The sequence below is a fragment of the Psychrobacter sp. PL15 genome (assembly GCF_035984995.1).
GTDB lineage: Bacteria > Pseudomonadota > Gammaproteobacteria > Pseudomonadales > Moraxellaceae > Psychrobacter.
Genome location: NZ_JAXCIB010000001.1, coordinates 262403 through 281004, shown reverse-complemented (window position 1 = coordinate 281004; position 18602 = coordinate 262403). Strand labels below are relative to the sequence as shown.

Sequence of the window (18602 nt, the reverse complement as noted above, 5' to 3'; positions counted from 1 at the left end):
AACTTGTTTGATGCCTGTAGCTAATAACGTTAATCGGCAAATAAATTATTGGCTATATTAATAACTCGCTTAGTCGATCTTTTTGGTAACGGTTTCTTTGGTACGCTTTTCCTCAGCGATGCGATGATTAGTCTCGACCCGGTTAGGACGATAAAGATCTTGGTCGTAAGCCATTTGCTGGGCAATTTTTGGGCCATTCCACAACGATGGAAGCAGAATAAAAGACACCGGCACAGCGGTAATGACGATAAAGGATTGCAAAGCAATCACGCCACCTGCACCAAGCGAGATTAGAACGATAGCCGTTACCCCCATCATGATGCCCCAAAAAGTGCGAATCATAGCGTTGGGCTCGTGCTCACCACTGATAACCACACTGATGGTATAAGTCATTGAATCACCGGTAGTCACAATAAAGACCATGGTCAAAATGATAAACAGTAAGGAAGTAATCAAAGGAAACGGCAGCTGCTGTGTGATTGCTAACAACGCACCAGGAAGGTTAAAGCCTTCAAAAGCCGTACTGACACTACCCGGATTGGCAATCTCAAATGCTAGGCCTGAACCACCAACCACCGTGAACCAAAAGCAAGTGACTAGTGGGGCAATAATACAGACCGTTGTAATCAGCTGACGAATGGTACGACCACGGGAGATACGAGCAATAAAGATCGCCATCATCGGGCCATAACCCAAGAACCAACCCCAAAAGAATACCGTCCAACCACCAAGCCAACCTTCATCACCGCGATAAGTTGCCATCGGGATAAAGTTATGGATCATAGTGCCAACACCTTGAATATAGCCATTGACAATAAAGTTGGTGGGCCCAAATATTAGAATAAATAACATCAATGCTACTGCTAGGATGACGTTAAAGCGACTGAGTATTTGCATACCACGCGCAAGCCCACTAATCGCCGAGAGGGTATAAAGGGCAATAGCAAATATGATAATGATAAGTTGAGTGGTAAACGTATCAGGAATACCAAATAAGGTGTTGAGGGCATAGCTGGTTTGTAGACCCAAAAAGCCAATGGGACCGATAGTACCGGCAGCCACCGCGACGATACAGCAAGCATCAATAATTGCGCCGGTATGACCGGTAAGCACCCGTTCACCAAACATGGGGTACAGAAGCGTGCGAGGTTTGAGCGGCAAGCCTTTGTCATAATGTAAGTGCATAACCACAATGGCGGTCAAGCTACCGACGATCGACCAGGCTAAAAATCCCCAATGCATAAATGATTGTGATAGCGCATTGAACGCTCTTTGTTGTAGATCAGCTGATTCACCATATAAAGGCGGTGCTGAAACGAAATGCGCAATGGGTTCAGCGGCTGCCCAAAAGACGCCGCCACCAGCCAGTAGCGTACAAAATAAAATCGCCATCCATTTGAAGTTGTCCATTTCAGGCTTGGGTAGATTACCTAAAATAACCCGCCCAGTGCGGCCAGCCCCGACTGCTAAAGCAATTATAAAAGTCGCTAATAGTAAGATTTGCCAAAAAGGGCCAAAGATTTTGGCTGACCAAACAAAGCCTGCATTGACTACTTGGGCTAGCTGTTCTTCTGCAAAGATCGCCATAAGAACAAAGGCGATAATAAACCCGCCGCTGTACCAAAATGCAGGGTTTTTGAGTCCTAAAGTATCAGATGTGTCTTCTACAGGATTCAAAGCGCCGCCTGCTTTACCAGCATTATGCGAGCGTCCTTGCTCATTGTCTCGGTTAAATCCCTTTAAATCGGCCATGGTGTGGCTCCATATGATAGCGTTACATTATTTAAATTAGGGGTGCATCTAAACAGCTTTTCCTTGCCTTACTTTGCCTGACCACACGTTAATTTTCGATGATCTAAATGACCTTTTAAATGACCTTTAACCTTATACAATAATGAATACTGCCTATGCTTGTAGCATAAAGGTTTTTAAGCGACGGGTTTTATACCACTCTCAAGAAAATTGAACCAGTTCTGACCAATAATTTTTCCAGCATCCTGGTCATTGAAACCATGATTTAGCAGTCCGTTATAGATATTCTCCATGCCGTCCTTGCCAGCGAACCAGGGTAGCGTATCCGGCCAGCCTGAATTATTGGCATTGCCTTCGCCATAGTCCATCGCTTTTGACCAACGACCATTACGCATCCACTCAAGTACTGCTTGTGGTTGATTGAGGCACAAGTCACTACCAATCGCTAAATGCTCAGCCCCATACTTATCCGCACAATCAGCAATCATCCTACAGAAATCTGCAAGCGTGCAAGCGCTACCATTGGGCAAATGGAACGGGTATAGACTGAAACCTAATAGCCCACCTGCCTTGGTTAAAGCGCTGATAACGGCATCAGACTTATTACGCAATGCTTCATGCGCAGTAGTCGGATTGGCATGACTGATACATATAGGTCGCGTGGACATCTCGATTGCCTCAAGCGTTGAGAACTCAGCGCTGTGCGACATATCAATAATCATACCGACCCGATTCATCTCTGCGATCGCCTGCTGACCAAAACGAGTAACACCGGAATCATTCTGCTCATAGCAACCGGTTGCTAGTAAGCTTTGATTGTTATAAGTCAGTTGCATAACGAGCAAACCTAAGCGGCGCATCACACTAATAAGGCCAATCTCATCATCAATCGGTGAACAGTTCTGCCCGCCAAAAAAGATACCCACTTTGCCCTGTTGCTTTGCCGTTTCAATATCAGACACTGAATAAACAGGCAGAATGAGGTCTGAATTTTGCTCAAAGCGCGCATGCCATTCAGCGAAGCGGGTCAAAGTCTGCCGTGAATCTTCGTGATAGACCAAGGTGGCATGTACCGCGTGAATACCGCTGGCTTGCAGCATTTTGAAATAGTCACGATCCCAATGGCTATACTGTAATCCATCAATGACGATATGGTCTTGGTACATTCTCAAATTCCTTTTATGTTTCTTATAGATATATTCGGCTAACTTCGAAACCAAGACAGTGTGGCTAGGACAAACTTTACCAACCACACTTCACTATTAGCATGTTTTTCTAACTGACTCTTAGTACGCTTTTTGATAAGCCGTTTTGACAATGGTATAAAACTCTTTAGCGTATTGACCTTGCTCACGTGGGCCAAAGCTTGACTCTTTACGGCCACCAAATGGCACATGATAATCGGTACCGGCAGTAGATAAGTTGACCATGACGCAGCCTGCTTGTACTTGCTCTTTAAACATCGCACTGCTACGCAAGCTTTGCGTAATGATGCCACCCGTCAAACCAAAGCGGGTGTCATTAGTCATAGCAATGGCTTCTTCTAAACTCTTCACGCGCATCACACAAGCCAGTGGGGCAAACACTTCTTCTTGGTTGATATCCCAGCTATTATCAGTCTCAGTAAATAAGGTTGGCGACATATAATAACCCTCATGCGGCATCTCTAAACGCTCGCCGCCAAAGGCTAAGTTCGCACCGGCTTGCTTGGCTTTTTCGATCCAGTCCATGTTGGATGCGAGCTGCTTATCATCAACCACTGGTCCCATAAAAATACCCTCATCAAGCGCGTGACCCACTTTTAAGGTTTTCATTTTTGCCACTACCCCCTCAACGAAAGCATCATGAATACCATCCATGACAATTAAGCGTGAAGAGGCGGTACATTTCTGTCCTGAACCCCCAAAAGCACCCGCAACTGCCGAATCGATGGCCAGTTGTAAGTCGGCATCATCAGCGATAACCAAGGCATTTTTACTTCCCATCTCTAACTGACAACGCACAAAGTTAGGGGCGGTTGCCGCAGCAACTTTACGGCCAGTTGGTACAGAGCCGGTAAAACTGACCGCATCGATGTCTTTTGAGTTAATCAAAGCATCGCCAACCGTTGAGCCACTACCTAGTAGCAGGTTAAAAGTCCCTTCAGGCATGCCTTGACGGTGAATGATTTCAGCGATGGCCACGGCACTGGCTGGGGTTAAGTTAGCAGGCTTCCAAATGACGCTATTACCAAAGGCTAAGGCTGGGGCAATTTTCCATACCGCGGTGGCAGTTGGGAAGTTCCAAGGGGAGATAATAGCGACCACACCGACGGCCTCACGGGTGACTTCTACTTTGATCCCAGGACGTACTGAATCAGCAATATCGCCCATTTGACGTAATACTTCTGCGGCAAAATAATGAAAGAACTGTCCAGCACGATAAATCTCACCACGACCCTCGCCAAAAGGCTTGCCTTCTTCACGTGATAACAAGGTACCTAATTCATCACAACGGGCAATCATCTCATCGCCAATCGCTTGCAAAATTGACTGCTTTTTTTCCATAGGGGTTTTTTCCCATTTTGGCTGCGCTAGGCGAGCAGCAGCAATAGCATCTTCAACTTGTTGATTGCTTGCTTGGGAATAATTACCGATAGTTTCGCTAGTATCTGACGGGTTAATGTTAGCAATAGTATCGCTACCTGCTTGCCATTCACCATTAATATAAATTGATTTTTGTGGATCTTGCTTATGTGCTTGGGTTGATAATGCTTGGGCTGACATAGTCGTGTCCTCAGTTAATTTCTTACAAGTAAAAAGTTGAATGATAAATAAAATCTGTAAATTACTAAAACGTAAAAGGTGACCTGCTATTAAATTTTATGGTACTGCCGCATAAACCACTAGCTCTACCAGCATCTCTTCTCGCGCTAACCCTGATATAACTAGGGCAGCTCGATTTGGATAGGGCGCAGTAAAGTATTCAGCGTAGACTTGATTGACCGTTTTTAGATACTCGCGATCTGTAACATAGATTAATACCTGTAATACCGAGTCCATACTGGTATTGGCACATTCTAGCGTGTGCTTCAGGTTATTTAGCGTTTGACGCGCTTGGGCTTCGATACCACCAGCGACTACCTCTCCATTGTCATCAATAGGAATTTGCGCAGTATATAACGTGCCATTGCTAGTTATTGCCCATTCAAGGGGCGATTTAGATGCATAAAGTGACGTTTTAACCGCTTGTTTGGTTGATTGGGTAGTCATGGATTCATTTCCTTTGAATGAGGTTTTTATAAATTATTTCTTAGCGTTCATCTGGTATGACATTTATGCTACGCCCTTGTTAGTGATTAATCTAACCAATTAAATATTAAATATGATAGATTTAATCTATCACTAAGATTATAGTATTTCTGATCATATTAATAAGCACACAGGCGCTAACCACTATGAAACTACAGCAGTTACGACATTTTTTATTCGTGGTAGAAGAAGGCGGATTTCGGGCGGCAGCCAATCGTGCCAATCGCTCACAAGCAGCGATATCGGCATCAATCAGAGAGCTTGAGAAAACACTGGATCAGCGTTTGTTTGAGGTCGGCAACAAAGCGACACTGACACCTTTTGGAGAAAGCTGTGTCCCCAAGATTCAGCAGTTTCTGAGTGTTTATCAAGCGTTAGCAGATGATTTGCAAGCCATAGCATCAGGGGATAAAGGCAAAATAAGAATTGCTAGTGTGCCATCGCTGGTCACCAAGCTACTGCCTAGCGTATTGGTCGCCTACTCAAAGAAATATCCCGATATCGAGATTGTGTTGATAGATGATAATTCTATTGGTGTGGCAAATCGATTACTAACGGGTGAAGTGGATTTAGCACTGGGTAACTGTACCAGTATTAATCAAACAGATATTGATTTTACCTTGCTCATATCAGATCCAATTGGTGTGGTCTGTCTTAAAAGCAATGAGCTGAACAGTAAATTAAGTCAGTCGCAAGGGCTAAAATGGCAACAACTCATGACCCAACCATTTATCTACAATGGCACCTGTAAGCTGCTCGAAAACACCCCTGCAGAAGCACTTAACCGCAAAGCTCGTTACACTATAGAAAATATCACCTCCTTATTTGCATTATTAAGAAACGATCTGGGTATCACGACCTTGCCGAGACTCGCCTTCCCATCTAATGAGCCTGAGTTGATCTGGATAAGCTTAATCGACCCTTCTTTAAATAGACAAATTGGTATTTTCAAATTGGCTAATAAATCCATTTCCCCAGCGGCTCAAGCTTTTTATGAGCTATGTATTGAGTATGTTCAGGAGAACTACTTGTTGTGATGTCCTACCAAGTACTATTACTTTTAATCCAATATAAAACTAAACTGTCTGCCACAAGCCTTCAACATTAATGCTATCTGCTTTGATAGTTGGATAATCAGAAAAAGTCAAACGATAGCCACCGATAGTGTTAGAGCTGATCTGACAACGTGCTCCTAACGGAAAGCTTTGCTTTTTACTGATATGACCAAAGCTCATGCCATTATAAATAGGCAATCCAGTTAGCTTATGAAGCTGTCGAATAACGGTTGCCACATCATAACGAGCATCATAGCTGTCTTCACCTGCTCCCGATAATGCGCCAAATACGATGGCTTGTTGACGCTTGAACACGCCAGCCAAATACAGGTCATATAGCATGCGCTCAATTCGATATGGCTGCTCACCGACATCTTCTAAGAACACAATACCACCATCAATACGCGGTAGATAATCACTGCCCGTCAGTGCCGATACCACGCTGAGGTTACCACCCCAAATAGTACCTGTTAAGGTCTGACTCATTATATAAGAGTCATCACTCGCAAGAATGGTGGATAACTGCTGACTGGTCAATGCCGCACTCTGAACATCAATAGTTAAATTAGGGTTGCTCAATGCTTCGGCAAACTGCCGACAACTGACCTTATCAGGGTTACTCTTGCCAAACTCACTATAGAGCATCGGGGCGGCAAGCGAACTCATGCCCCCTTGCGCCAATAGCGCACACTGGATAGCGGTAACATCGCTGAAGCCTGCCAATATGGTACCGCGCTCTTGCATGATGCGCCCTAATGTTTGCCAATCTATCATGGGCAATAAACGTACCGCACCATAACCACCACGCACGCCAAGCAGCAGTTTGGGCGCAGCTATAGCACCCGTCGCAATATTTTGTAGATCGCTAGCCCGCTGCGAGTCCGTCCCAGCAAAGCGCAAGTATTGCCGACTAACGATAGCCGAGTTAGCTACCTTAAACCCCGCGCATGCCATACGCGCTAGTGCCAACTGGTTACGTGCATCATTGTTACCCACGTTGGAGCTGGCAAATAGGCGAGTCTCAATATTAGGTACTATACAATGTGCGCGCGGCACTAGCACCTGTGGTGACGGTTTGTCCTCAACCGTTACTCTTGGTAGGTCATCTTTGGTCAGCTGCGCGCTACTATCTTCATTAATGCCTGTAGCTGCTAGCGACTGCGAGATACCTTGAGTTGCCAGCAAACCTGCCCCTGCACCTATGCCTACTTGGCGTAAGAACTGTCGGCGACTAAGCTCAGACTTTACCGCTGAGTCTATTGATAGTTGCTCTAAAGCTTGTTTGGTCGGGGGCATAGTCTACTGCTATAGTCAATGAAGAGTAATATCAATACATAACCTACTGCTGGCATACGTTTTTCTTGCTTGCTGTGCCTAGGCAGACAGAGGCTGCAAAAAGCTTATACCAGCAGTACCGTCGCGTTTTTAAGGTGTTTTAACTATACCTTTTGTCTTTAATAGCATTCTCTTAAGAATTTATTTTTTAAGAGCTTTTGTTTAAGAGCTTATTTTTTAAGAGCTTTTGTTTAAGAGCTTAGTTTTTACTATTTTATATTTGGGACTTAGCTGCTAACCGTTTTTTTCAACACTGTATTTTAATGCTTTGTTTTAATGCTTTGTTTTAATGCTTTGTTTTAATGCTTTGTTTTAATGCTTTGTTTTAATGCTTTGTTTTAATGCTTTGTTTTAATATCCTGCTAATTGAAACACGACACTTTAACTGACTTACTAATAAAAATAATGGCGCAGCCCTGATTTATGGTTGGCTTTTTGCTATTATTAAAATTAGGGACTGAGAGTTAATCATAAACAGTTACTGCTACCCACGCACAACAAATCACTCAACCACCGCACATGGCGCGCGCTGACACTGTTGTTATGGTATGAGATAATTAATATTACACTAGGAGAATGATAATGGCTGGTAATAAAAAAACCGATGAAATGCTGGATGCTGATCTTGAGTACATTATTAACAAAGAAGAGACGCTCAAAGAAAAGCTCAAAGACAGCAGTTATCTTGAGCGCTCTGGTAAAGACCTAATGTTATTTATGAGCTTGGTGAAAGATTATTACCAAGGTAACTATCGTGATGTACCCTACAAGACTATCTCAGCAGTGGTCGTTGGCTTATTATATGTACTCAACCCTATCGATGTCATCCCAGATTTTATTCCGATTATCGGCCATATTGATGATGCGTTAGTCTTGACCTTTTGCTTGAAATTGATCAAAAAGGATCTAGAAAAGTATCAGACCTGGAAAAAGAATCAGCCTTCTGGCAAGACGTCTACTGATTTAAAGAAAAAATCCTAACCACCTTGATTAACTGTTGCTAAGAATCAGGGACATCGTAACGTATTTTTTCTGGATTCAGGCTGAATGAATAAACAAAGGTGGCGACTATACTATTAATAATAATAAAGGGTAGATCAAGGGTGACATGGCCGAGTGCATAGCGCCCAATCATCCACGAAACAATCAGCATAATAATAAAGAAACCACCCATATAACCTAAAATCGTGGGATGCTTCAAACTATACGGCTGCTCTGGCGCAGGTTGCTTTTCTAGCACATAGGTGCGTATTGCCCAACCCGCTGCATAAGAGAACCCACCTAACACGACATAACTAAAAAAATTCATATTCACTGACCATATATTTGCTAGATGACTGCTGTCATATCATGCTACGTTGCGAATTATAGGCTACTGGTAGCACAAACTAAAAATTATTGACGGTACATTACTGCTAGACACTGTCATTCACATTATCTATCACCATGTTGGCATGTGGGTTGGCTAAAATATCAGTATTAATATCATCGCAATCTACTCGGTAAATAGTATTGGCCCCTTTATAAATATACGATAAATACTCACTATCAAGCAGCGGATCGATATTGGCATAAACAGATTTAACATGTGCTAGGACCAATACCCTATCAGGGCGCGCAATAACCGCATCGACATTATCAGGGTCAATAGAGAAAAACTTAGGTATTTGACTCTTATCGACCACTTCTAACCGCTCAGGGGTATCCCAAACACGCTTGGCACTAGCAGGCTCTTTCATTTGCATAACCCAAGTGCCATCTTGTTCACTGACTTTTATTTGCGCGGGCTCATCATTACTCACGGTATAACAGCCTTCAAACACCGATAAATCCGGTTCAGTAGTGGCCGCCTTATCAGCCACCGCCGTGGTGCTAGTATCATTACAACCTGCCAAAAATAGTGCACTGCTCGCAGTGATGCAGACAGTCAATAGGGTCAATTTTTTGCGCATAACGTCTGAGCGTAAAGCCATGGTATGGTCATCCTGCGTTAAAAAGCTGTATTATGAAAGACTTTACTGGAAGTGTTTTAATGATCGGTTTTGGCATAACTAGTTTTTTAATAAAATGTTAGACAAAATCTATCGCTGTACCTGTTATGACCCTGTCATTACCCTTGGTTTAAGCCAGCTAAACCATAGATAACGCCGTTAGTTATACTTATTTTAACAGAAAATTAGCGCGTTGCTACTTTGATATGTCGATATACTATTTCATGCATTGCTATTGCCCATTTTGGCGACGAATTTGTTATAATCAAGCCCAGTCATCAGTAGCTGATAAATATATTACCAGTAGCTACCTAACGCCTACCAAGCCTCTCATGCCACTACGCGTTTACCCTTTATTAGACCAATGAGTTTTTATGTCAGACCACAATATGCCTGTACAACAAGCCACTAAAAATAACGCTATTGATCCAATGGCAGCCAAAATAGACGCGACGATTGCTTATACTGATGGGGCCTGCAAAGGCAACCCAGGCGCAGGCGGCTGGGGCGCACACTTGATATTTAGCGATGGGCGTACACAAGATTTATATGGCGGTGATAGCGAGACTACCAATAACCGAATGGAGCTGATGGGAGCTATTCAAGCGCTTAAACATAGCCCACAGGCGCAAAAGCTTGAAATTTGGACCGACTCAAGCTATGTTAAAAACGGTATTACCGATTGGATCGATAACTGGAAGAAAAAAGGCTGGAAGACGGCCAGCAAAAAACCAGTTGCCAATCAAGACTTATGGCAGCAACTAGATGATCTACGTCGAGCGCGTGACGTTGACTGGCACTGGGTCAAAGGTCATGCTGGACATCCTGGTAACGAAAAGGCCGATGAGCTGGCAAATCTTGGTGTGACTTCCAGTAGTGAAGCACTGATTGGTAACGATATAAATAACGATGCGCTTAAAACCAATGTCACCATAACTCTGGACGATTCTGCTAAAAAAAAAGAGCAAATAATGCCTAACGATAATCGAATAACTTCTGATGATGATTGGCTAAAAAATGATCCATTGGGCTTTAATATGATCGATGATGAATCAGATGGCATTATAGATGATGGCATTATAGATGATGATATTATAGATGATGACGTGACAGCTAACATTGTGACCCAGCCGATGAGCAGCGCTTCAATCAGTAACGCTCCAGTGAGTGCTAAAGCCATGCCAGCAACCAATACCTCAATACAGACTACCGAGCCCGCCGCACCGAATGATGCGCCAAAATTTGACGGCGATACCAGCCGTGCTAATCCCCATTTTCGACCACTATTGCCACAGCCCATTCATCGCCATGAAGCCAGTCGTCAGCTGATTATGGATACTGAAACCACAGGTTTAGATCCGCTTAAAGGCGACCGAGTTATTGAAGTGGGTATTGTAGAAATGATTGACCGTAAATTCACGGGTGAAAAACTACATGTCTATATCAACCCGCAGCGTAGCATGGATGAGGTAGTGATCCGTATTCATGGGATCTCTGAAGCATTTTTGACCGACAAACCAACCTTTGACCAAGTCGCTAAATCACTGTACGAGTTTATGGATGGGGCAGAAATCATCGCCCACAATGCCTCGTTTGATATCAGCTTTTTGTCGATGGAGTTCAATAAGGCGGGCATCACAGACTTTGCGCAGCGGATAAAAGTAACCGACTCGCTAGTAATGGCCAAACAGCAGTTTCCTGGACAAAAGAACACCCTAGACGCCCTAGTACGCCGCTTAAATGTTGGTAAGCAAGACCGTACTTTCCATGGCGCATTATTGGACTCAGAGATCTTAGCGGAAGTCTATTTGGCAATGACTGGCGGTCAGGTCACTCTCGCCATTGAAGAAGACAGCCAAACAGACGGTGCGCCCACTGCCCATGCTAACTTTGCCCAGCTGGCGTCTTTATTATTAGCATCTACCGTAGATCAGACCACCGATCAGAGTTGGTATACCGCATTAGCAGCAGACTACCCTGAGATACAGGCTAAAATATCACAGTGAATAAATTGCTAATGGCTTATGATACTGCCAGGCATACAGCACGCTTTTAATGACTCTGATAGCAACCATCACACCCTTATGAATAAACAATCGTCATCACTTCTATATCATTAGATTATAGATAACCACCTCTCGTGATCAGCAATTGATGGAAAAAACTATGAACCAGTCTGAGCAAATGACACTAACTGCCCCAACCCATAGTATTACTAACTTCGATCTACCATCACTACATATATTGCATGATGAGATTATAATCACGCTCAAAAATACTGAAATTAATTTGGGCAAATTTAATGACGATAATACTCAAGCCCCGTTACTGTTAGAGTCTATTAACGTCTTCAAACAGCTATCCGGTATCTTTAAGATGATTGCGCTAGCGAGTGGACAGGTACTAAGTAATGCTATCGTTCATAGTCTTCAGCGGCTTTATGATGGTGCTGATAATAATGATACCGCGTTAATTATGGACTTGTCAGAAGCTATCATGACGCTTGACCGCTATATTGAATTTGTACTGTTAACTGAAACGGTAGAGCCGACCCTATTACTGCCTATTATCAATAAGCTACATACTTATGAAACAGAGCCCGCTATCACGGTAGATTATTTCACTAATTTTAGTAATAGCAGCGTGATTATTGCTAACCCTGAACAAAACTTCCAACCACTGAGTGAGCTTAATCTCGATAATGACTTATTGGCCTATGCTTATCGCAGCGGCCTTGGAGTAGCGCTACACCATCAACAGGGCATGCTCAGTCAAGATGATCAGCAAAAACTAGAGGCTATGAGCGCTGCCTGTACCTTGATAGCGGCGCATACAAGTAGCCTGTTTTGGCAAGCAGCAATGGTTGCGGTCACTGATCTTGCAGCCACGTTACCCCTGAGTCTTAGCCAAAAACATACGCTCATTTACTTGGAGCAACAGTTTCATAGCTACCTGCCAATAATGGACAGCCGTTTTGCTGACTTGGTGAGTTTTGCCTTCCAGCGTAATAATAAAAAGTGCCCGCTGCTGCGTGAGCAGTATGCGCTTAACCGACTAGAAGGATCACAATACGAGCAGATAAAGCGCTTCTTACTTGGTCCCAACCGTGCGCTTACGGATACTTTAAACAGCATTATTCAAATTCAAATTAATACTATCAAAGAAAATGTCGATAATTATGCACGTGGTGATATGATCAACCCTGCCACTATGCAAACCGCACAAATCATCAATGCGCTTAAAGAGCTGAGCTCAGTATTACACTTGTTAGGCTTGTCAGGTGCCGCAACCAGCTTGCGTGTAGCGGCAGATGCGATAACCGACTGGCAGACACCGTCTCCTGAAGATTTTGATCATTTATTGTTAGCGTTAATGCATGCTGAAAATGCAGCCATTGCTATGGCAGAAATGCATACCCCAGGAACGGTTTATTTGCCACTGAATAACCCTCATATTTCATTGCACCAACTTAATACTGCCTATAACACCCTAGTACAAGAGAGTCGTACTGCCATTGCTAGTGCGGAACAAGCCATCAATGATTACCTATCTGAGGCAGAGCGGGATATGCTTAATATTCAAAATATGCCTGAGATGCTACGCCAAGTTGCCGGTGCTGTACGTTTTTTACAACTACCAACCGCTGCCAACATGCTCAATCAATTGGCAGATTATATCCAACAGTGTCTCACAAACGAGCAGCGTATCGAAGACGATAGCCTCACTTATATCGCTGATGTGATGATGGCAGTAGATTATCGCTTGGATGGGTTTGAGCACAATCGTCCTGTGAGCAAGCGCTCGCTTGATGTCGCTCAGTACAGCTTAAGTCAGTTACTTGCTGCTTAACCATTATGGCTGTTTTGCTACTATTAAACCCATTATTTTGAACAAGTTTGTGCCTGATTTGGCTTATGCTTGCCCTGGATAGTTTATTATGACCAGCACTTTTATATTTAATGATGAGACCATCCTATGTCAGAAAACACTTGATGGCTGGTGGCCACTACAGGTTCAACTGCCTAATTTTGATAGCCTTGCTGATGTTGCCACCGTAAACGATAGTGAATGTCTACAAGCTTATCAAGTTGGGCGCGTAGAGTTAGTTGAAAGTCTCGCACCCAATCATTGGAAGCCTGATTGCTGCGTTACTAATGGTGCTGCTAATAGTGCTGCTAATAGTGACAGCGAAGTCAGCATGGACGTCGACGTTATAAAGGCTAGTGCGCCAGCAACCAGCGCCATTACTTATGGCTATGCTGTAGCGAATAATATTGCGTTGCCAGTAATTGTGGATAACACTTTAAGTAGTATTTCAAATAGCACTTCAGATGACACTTCAGATAGTAACGCTTTTATTACCTATCGACAGCTCATCACTCAACTGCCCATGGCGCTTTCCGCCCAGCTTAGCCAAGCTGTACAATTGCTACGCTGGCAAGCCGATACCCAGTTTTGTAGTCGTTGTGGTTCCAAAGTGAGTGCTGCTAGACTAGATGAGCGCGCTATGGTGTGTAAAGTCTGCCAACTACGCCAATATCCACGAGTACAGCCTTGTGTCATTACTGCCATTACCCGTCCCAACCCACAAACGGGTGAAATGCAGGTTTTATTGGCACATCATCATCGTTACGGCAAGCAAAGCCAACCGTTACAATATGGCTTGATTGCAGGGTTTGTAGAAGTGGGCGAAAGTTTAGAGCATGCAGTGGTACGAGAAGTAGCTGAGGAAGTCGGTCTCGGTTTGACAGACATTCGCTATGTCAGTAGTCAACCGTGGCCGTTCCCGTCTAATTTGATGCTTGGATTTCGGGCGTCTTATGCGAGTGGCGATATCGTGCTACAAGAGGATGAGCTGTCGCACGCCGATTTTTTTGATATTTCTAACCTGCCTAAGATACCGTTTAAAGGCAGCATCGCTTATGAGTTGATAGCGCAAATTGTTCATGAGCAGGGCCTGTCGCTTTAGCGTTTATTATGGCTACTGTTACTATTAATACTGTTGTACATCGTCATGTACATATTGCCACTCATATATTGCCACCTTCTTTACGCCAGTCTTAAGGCCATGAATTAAATGCCCAGTACTATACACGCCACTACGCACACACGCTTAGCAAATCTGCCGATACTCTTTAATACGTTAAGCATAGAGACCCTGCCCGCCGAAATACAGGCAAAGATTGTGCAAGTTGATGCCTGCTTACCACAAACTCAGTGCGGTCTCTGTGATCATCCAGACGGCTGTCTGCCTTATGCAACTGCCATTGTCATCGACGGCGAGCCGTACAATAAATGCGTACCCGGTGGTCAGCCTGTTAGTGACGCGATAGGTAATATTGTTAAGCAAAAAACGGTTATAAAAGACTCTATCGCAAAAAGTCATGCCACAAAAAGTCCGGTCGCAATAAACTCAGTTGCCTATGACCCAAGCGTCCCCAATCCTACCGACTCATTGACTGCAGTACCTTCAAAGTGGCCGATAGACGCTCTAACCGAGCGCCCTCGTGAAGTACGGGCGGTTATCCGTGAAGATGATTGTATCGGCTGTACCAAGTGTATCCCTGCCTGTCCGGTCGATGCCATTGTCGGTACGGGCAAGCATATGCATACTATTTTTACCGATTTGTGCACCGGCTGCGAGCTGTGCATAGCGCCCTGCCCAGTGGATTGCATTGATTTGGTTACTATTGAGCGACCGTTACCAACTTCCGAGCGTGTACAAGAGCAGGACGACCTGCGTCAACGTTATCACAATCATCTCAGACGCGTCACCGAGCAGCTTGCTGATAGCAGTAATAGTAGACCTGTCGTCAGTATGGTAGAGGCCAAACTTAATAACGCTACCACGCAAACACTTGATATCAGTGAGCAACAAGCAAAAGATACCATTGCTGCAGCCAAGCTACGCAGCAAAATTAAAAAGCTAGAGAAGCAGCTAAGCGTCCGAGAGAATAGCAGCAAGCAAGCTGAGCTTGAAGCGTTACAAGCGCAACTGTCTCAGCTATAGTCACGCTCCCCTGACCCGATACCTAAGCGTTATTCCTAAAATAATAGCTGTAAATATATTGATATTCACATTCACTAACAACAGCCAAAATACCATGAGTAAAACTGTTAAGCATAAAACGACAGATACCCCGCCCTCGAGACGCTTGCTCAATCGCGACGTGCGCCCCTTTTTTGAAAAGTTGGCAGCGACGATTGAGGAGCCAGTGACTGAATTAAATTACCACAGTCACTTTGAGCTACTGATCGCAGTGATTCTATCCGCGCAAGCAACGGATGTGAGTGTCAATATTGCCACCCAACAGTTGTATCCAGTGGCCAATACTCCTGAGGCAATTTTGGCCTTAGGCGAAGACGGACTCAAAGCGTATATTAAAAATATTGGCTTATATAATGCCAAGGCTAAAAACGTAATCAAAACTTGCCGCGATTTAATCACTACATTTAATAGCCAAGTCCCTGATAACCGTAAAGACCTAGAGTCATTAGCTGGCGTCGGTCGTAAGACGGCTAACGTGGTACTCAATACCGCCTTTGGTCAACCAACTATGGCGGTTGATACCCATATCTTTCGCGTAGGCAATCGTACTGGACTGGCAACAGGTAAAAACGTATTAATAGTAGAGAAAAAGCTAGTCGAGCGCATTCCAGATGACTTGATGCTTGATGCGCATCATTATCTTATCTTGCATGGGCGCTATACGTGTCAAGCACGCACGCCAAAATGTGGCGCCTGCCCAGTGTATGCTGAATGCAGGTTTAAAGACAAAGCGGCGTTTGTGGATTTGTGATGCTATTAGTAGGTTCAGCAACGGGTTACAGCGCTATTTTGACCTGACAAACGTATTGTTGAGTATTACTTATAATAGAACAAGCGCAGCTCACTAGAGTTTTGTGATGTTTAAGGGTAGAATAAGTCTATTTTTAAGCCAACACCGTACCTTAATTGCCATGATAACAATAAGGTGATGAGCGTAATAATAGCGGTAATTGAGCGTTAATTTTATCTTAATAGTTTTAAGCCAAAACCATCCAAATACAGCAGCATATAGTTAGTAACACCTATATCAGTAATACCTATATTTAAGTATATTTTAAGACTATTTAGCAAAACCAATTAACTGCCGAGCAAATGATTGCAAGGCTCATATTAATTAAAGCTGCGCTCAGCCGTTATGCTTTTTTCTACTTTTATTGATTCAATTAAGTGATCCCATTATGCCTGAATACAACTTATTTACTTCAGAATCCGTAAGCGAAGGCCATCCCGATAAGATGGCTGACCAAATCTCAGATGCTATACTTGATGCCATCTTACGTGAGGATCTGCATGCGCGCGTGGCATGTGAAACGCTAGTCAAAACGGGCGCAGTGGTATTGGCAGGTGAGATAACCACCACCGCTAACATTGATTTTGAACGTATTGTACGTGATACCGTCAACGGTATTGGCTATCATCATTCAGATCTTGGATTTGATGGTGAGACTTGTGCGGTCATCAACATGCTTGGTAAGCAGTCCCCTGAAATTGCCCAAGGTGTCGATCGCAACAATCCAGAAGAGCAAGGTGCTGGCGACCAGGGCCTTATGTTTGGCTATGCCAGTAATGAAACTGAAGTATTAATGCCAGCCGCTATTGAGTATGCACATCGCTTAATGGAGCGTCAGTCTGAATTACGCCGGGCCGGTGAGCTACCATGGTTACGTCCAGATGCCAAAGCGCAAGTAACGCTAAAATACGATGGTGACCGTCCTGTAGCTATTGATGCAGTGGTGCTATCTACCCAGCATGACCCTAGTATTTCTCAGACGGATCTACAAGAAGCCATAATGGAATCAATTATTAAGCAAGTGCTGCCAGCCGATTTATTACATGCTGGTACTCGTTATCATATCAACCCAACCGGTAAGTTCGTCATCGGTGGTCCCGTTGGTGACGCAGGACTGACTGGACGCAAAATTATTGTTGATACTTATGGTGGTATGGCACGTCATGGTGGCGGTGCATTCAGCGGTAAAGATCCGTCAAAAGTCGATCGTAGCGCCGCTTACGCTGTACGTTATGTTGCCAAAAACTTGGTCGCAGCAGGTATTGCTGAGCGCTGTGAAGTACAAATTAGTTATGCTATCGGTGTTGCTGAACCGACTTCTATTTCAGTCAATACCTTTGGTACTGGTAAAATCAGCTCTGATGAGATCATCCGTCTGATTCGTAAACATTTTGATTTGCGTCCTTATGGTATTACTCGTATGCTTAACTTACTACAGCCTATGTATCAGCAAACCGCTACCTTCGGACATTTTGGGCGTGAAGGTTCTGAGACTGCTTTTACTTGGGAAAAAACAGATAAAGCGGAAATGCTAAAAGCAGATGCTGGTTTATAACTCATATATTTACGATTTATAGTCATAAGTAATAGTCAAAAAAATGTAAAAGCCGGACTTCATAACAGCATTATGCGTGAATAGGAGTCCGGCTTTTATTTTTACCAGTCAGTTTTAGGTTACACTGTCATTATTATGATTTTAATGACCCATTTTACCCAGTCAATCGAATATGAATTACTGCAAGCAAGACCAACGTCAATAGCACACATCGTACATTAAGTGGGTCTGACACCATAACAACTTGGTAGTTGGCTCACTATAAACCCATATATATACATCGTTAATAGGAACAGCTTATGTCTCAAGACAATAATCAAGATAATAATCAAGCCAATGTGCAAGACGACCACTTGAATCTCAATGACAGTGCTAATACTGACAATAATGCTAGTGTTGAAATTACTAAAGAAATGCAAGGATTTTATCAACGCGCTGATGCTATTATTGGTGTTGCAAACAATCAATTAGGTGATGATGCGCATTCAGGACAAGTGGGCGCATCCCTACTATATGCAGCAGCCCGTTATAGCGCCTCGGTCGCCTCAATTGGCTTTATCAAAGGTGAAGACTTTGCTAAAGAAAAAGACGATATTGTAGAATTCTATGTCAAACAATACCGTCAAATGCTGAGTGACAATCTGACTGATTATGCACAAAACTTTGACAAATACATTAATATAGATAAAGAGTCATAATTAACGTATTAACCAACGTAATAGCCCATCTAATTGATGGGCTATTTTTTTGTGCGTAATATATCTCCCTACCTTTATTATCTTCTA

General features: G+C 43.6%; 15 protein-coding genes and 1 pseudogene. 9 read left to right on the top strand and 7 right to left on the bottom strand.

Going from position 1 to position 18602, the window contains the following annotated elements:
• Window positions 1-69 precede the first annotated feature (69 nt).
• The 4 genes from RCH20_RS01095 to RCH20_RS01080 all read right to left on the bottom strand — a co-directional run bounded on the left by RCH20_RS01095 (window position 70) and on the right by RCH20_RS01080 (window position 5003).
• Complete coding sequence (locus tag RCH20_RS01095; RefSeq protein WP_327192286.1) at window positions 70-1752, bottom strand: BCCT family transporter; 1683 nt, start codon at window positions 1750-1752, stop codon at window positions 70-72.
• Between the two features lie 176 nt (window positions 1753-1928).
• Window positions 1929-2918, bottom strand: coding sequence for a membrane dipeptidase (locus RCH20_RS01090; protein ID WP_209956818.1), 990 nt, complete (start codon window positions 2916-2918; stop codon window positions 1929-1931).
• A 120-nt stretch (window positions 2919-3038) separates the two neighbouring features.
• On the bottom strand, window positions 3039-4517 hold the full coding sequence (locus RCH20_RS01085) for an aldehyde dehydrogenase family protein (protein ID WP_327192285.1): 1479 nt from the start codon (window positions 4515-4517) through the stop codon (window positions 3039-3041).
• Window positions 4518-4613: 96 nt separating this feature from the next.
• Window positions 4614-5003, bottom strand: a complete 390-nt coding sequence (locus tag RCH20_RS01080) for a RidA family protein (RefSeq protein WP_327192284.1) — start codon at window positions 5001-5003, stop codon at window positions 4614-4616.
• Window positions 5004-5188: 185 nt separating this feature from the next.
• Here RCH20_RS01080 and RCH20_RS01075 point away from each other — a divergent pair, with 185 nt between their 5' ends.
• Window positions 5189-6079 carry a LysR family transcriptional regulator gene (locus RCH20_RS01075; protein ID WP_327192283.1) on the top strand — a complete coding sequence of 297 codons (891 nt, stop codon included), beginning with the start codon at window positions 5189-5191 and terminating at the stop codon, window positions 6077-6079.
• A 39-nt stretch (window positions 6080-6118) separates the two neighbouring features.
• Here the strand turns inward: RCH20_RS01075 and RCH20_RS01070 are convergent, their stop codons facing one another.
• Window positions 6119-7393: an LD-carboxypeptidase gene (locus tag RCH20_RS01070; RefSeq protein WP_327192282.1), complete on the bottom strand. Its 1275-nt coding sequence runs from the start codon at window positions 7391-7393 to the stop codon at window positions 6119-6121.
• An 807-nt stretch (window positions 7394-8200) separates the two neighbouring features.
• Here RCH20_RS01070 and RCH20_RS12465 point away from each other — a divergent pair.
• A pseudogene (locus tag RCH20_RS12465) lies at window positions 8201-8305 on the top strand (YkvA family protein); the annotation flags it as partial.
• 127 nt (window positions 8306-8432) lie between these two features.
• Here RCH20_RS12465 and RCH20_RS01060 read toward each other — a convergent pair.
• Both RCH20_RS01060 and RCH20_RS01055 read right to left on the bottom strand, forming a co-directional pair.
• Complete coding sequence (locus RCH20_RS01060; RefSeq protein ID WP_209956812.1) at window positions 8433-8741, bottom strand: hypothetical protein; 309 nt, start codon at window positions 8739-8741, stop codon at window positions 8433-8435.
• A 106-nt stretch (window positions 8742-8847) separates the two neighbouring features.
• The gene (locus RCH20_RS01055; RefSeq protein WP_209956811.1) at window positions 8848-9405 is read right to left on the bottom strand and encodes a hypothetical protein; all 558 of its coding nucleotides are present in this window, start codon (window positions 9403-9405) and stop codon (window positions 8848-8850) included.
• Between the two features lie 392 nt (window positions 9406-9797).
• Here RCH20_RS01055 and dnaQ point away from each other — a divergent pair, with 392 nt between their 5' ends.
• The 7 genes from dnaQ to RCH20_RS01020 all read left to right on the top strand — a co-directional run bounded on the left by dnaQ (window position 9798) and on the right by RCH20_RS01020 (window position 18515).
• Window positions 9798-11429 carry a DNA polymerase III subunit epsilon gene (gene dnaQ / locus RCH20_RS01050; protein WP_327192281.1) on the top strand — a complete coding sequence of 544 codons (1632 nt, stop codon included), beginning with the start codon at window positions 9798-9800 and terminating at the stop codon, window positions 11427-11429.
• 160 nt (window positions 11430-11589) lie between these two features.
• Window positions 11590-13272, top strand: a complete 1683-nt coding sequence (locus RCH20_RS01045) for a hypothetical protein (RefSeq protein WP_327192280.1) — start codon at window positions 11590-11592, stop codon at window positions 13270-13272.
• Between the two features lie 88 nt (window positions 13273-13360).
• A complete protein-coding gene (gene nudC, locus RCH20_RS01040) occupies window positions 13361-14392 on the top strand; it encodes an NAD(+) diphosphatase (protein WP_327192279.1) in 1032 nt (343 codons plus the stop codon).
• Window positions 14393-14500: 108 nt separating this feature from the next.
• Window positions 14501-15433, top strand: coding sequence for an RnfABCDGE type electron transport complex subunit B (locus RCH20_RS01035; RefSeq protein WP_209956807.1), 933 nt, complete (start codon window positions 14501-14503; stop codon window positions 15431-15433).
• Window positions 15434-15527: 94 nt separating this feature from the next.
• Window positions 15528-16223 (top strand): endonuclease III, encoded by a 696-nt coding sequence (nth, locus tag RCH20_RS01030; protein WP_327192278.1) that lies wholly within the window; start codon window positions 15528-15530, stop codon window positions 16221-16223.
• A 427-nt stretch (window positions 16224-16650) separates the two neighbouring features.
• Window positions 16651-17817 carry a methionine adenosyltransferase gene (gene metK, locus RCH20_RS01025; protein WP_209956805.1) on the top strand — a complete coding sequence of 389 codons (1167 nt, stop codon included), beginning with the start codon at window positions 16651-16653 and terminating at the stop codon, window positions 17815-17817.
• A 413-nt stretch (window positions 17818-18230) separates the two neighbouring features.
• Window positions 18231-18515 (top strand): DUF3144 domain-containing protein, encoded by a 285-nt coding sequence (locus RCH20_RS01020; RefSeq protein ID WP_327192343.1) that lies wholly within the window; start codon window positions 18231-18233, stop codon window positions 18513-18515.
• Window positions 18516-18602: the final 87 nt, after the last annotated feature.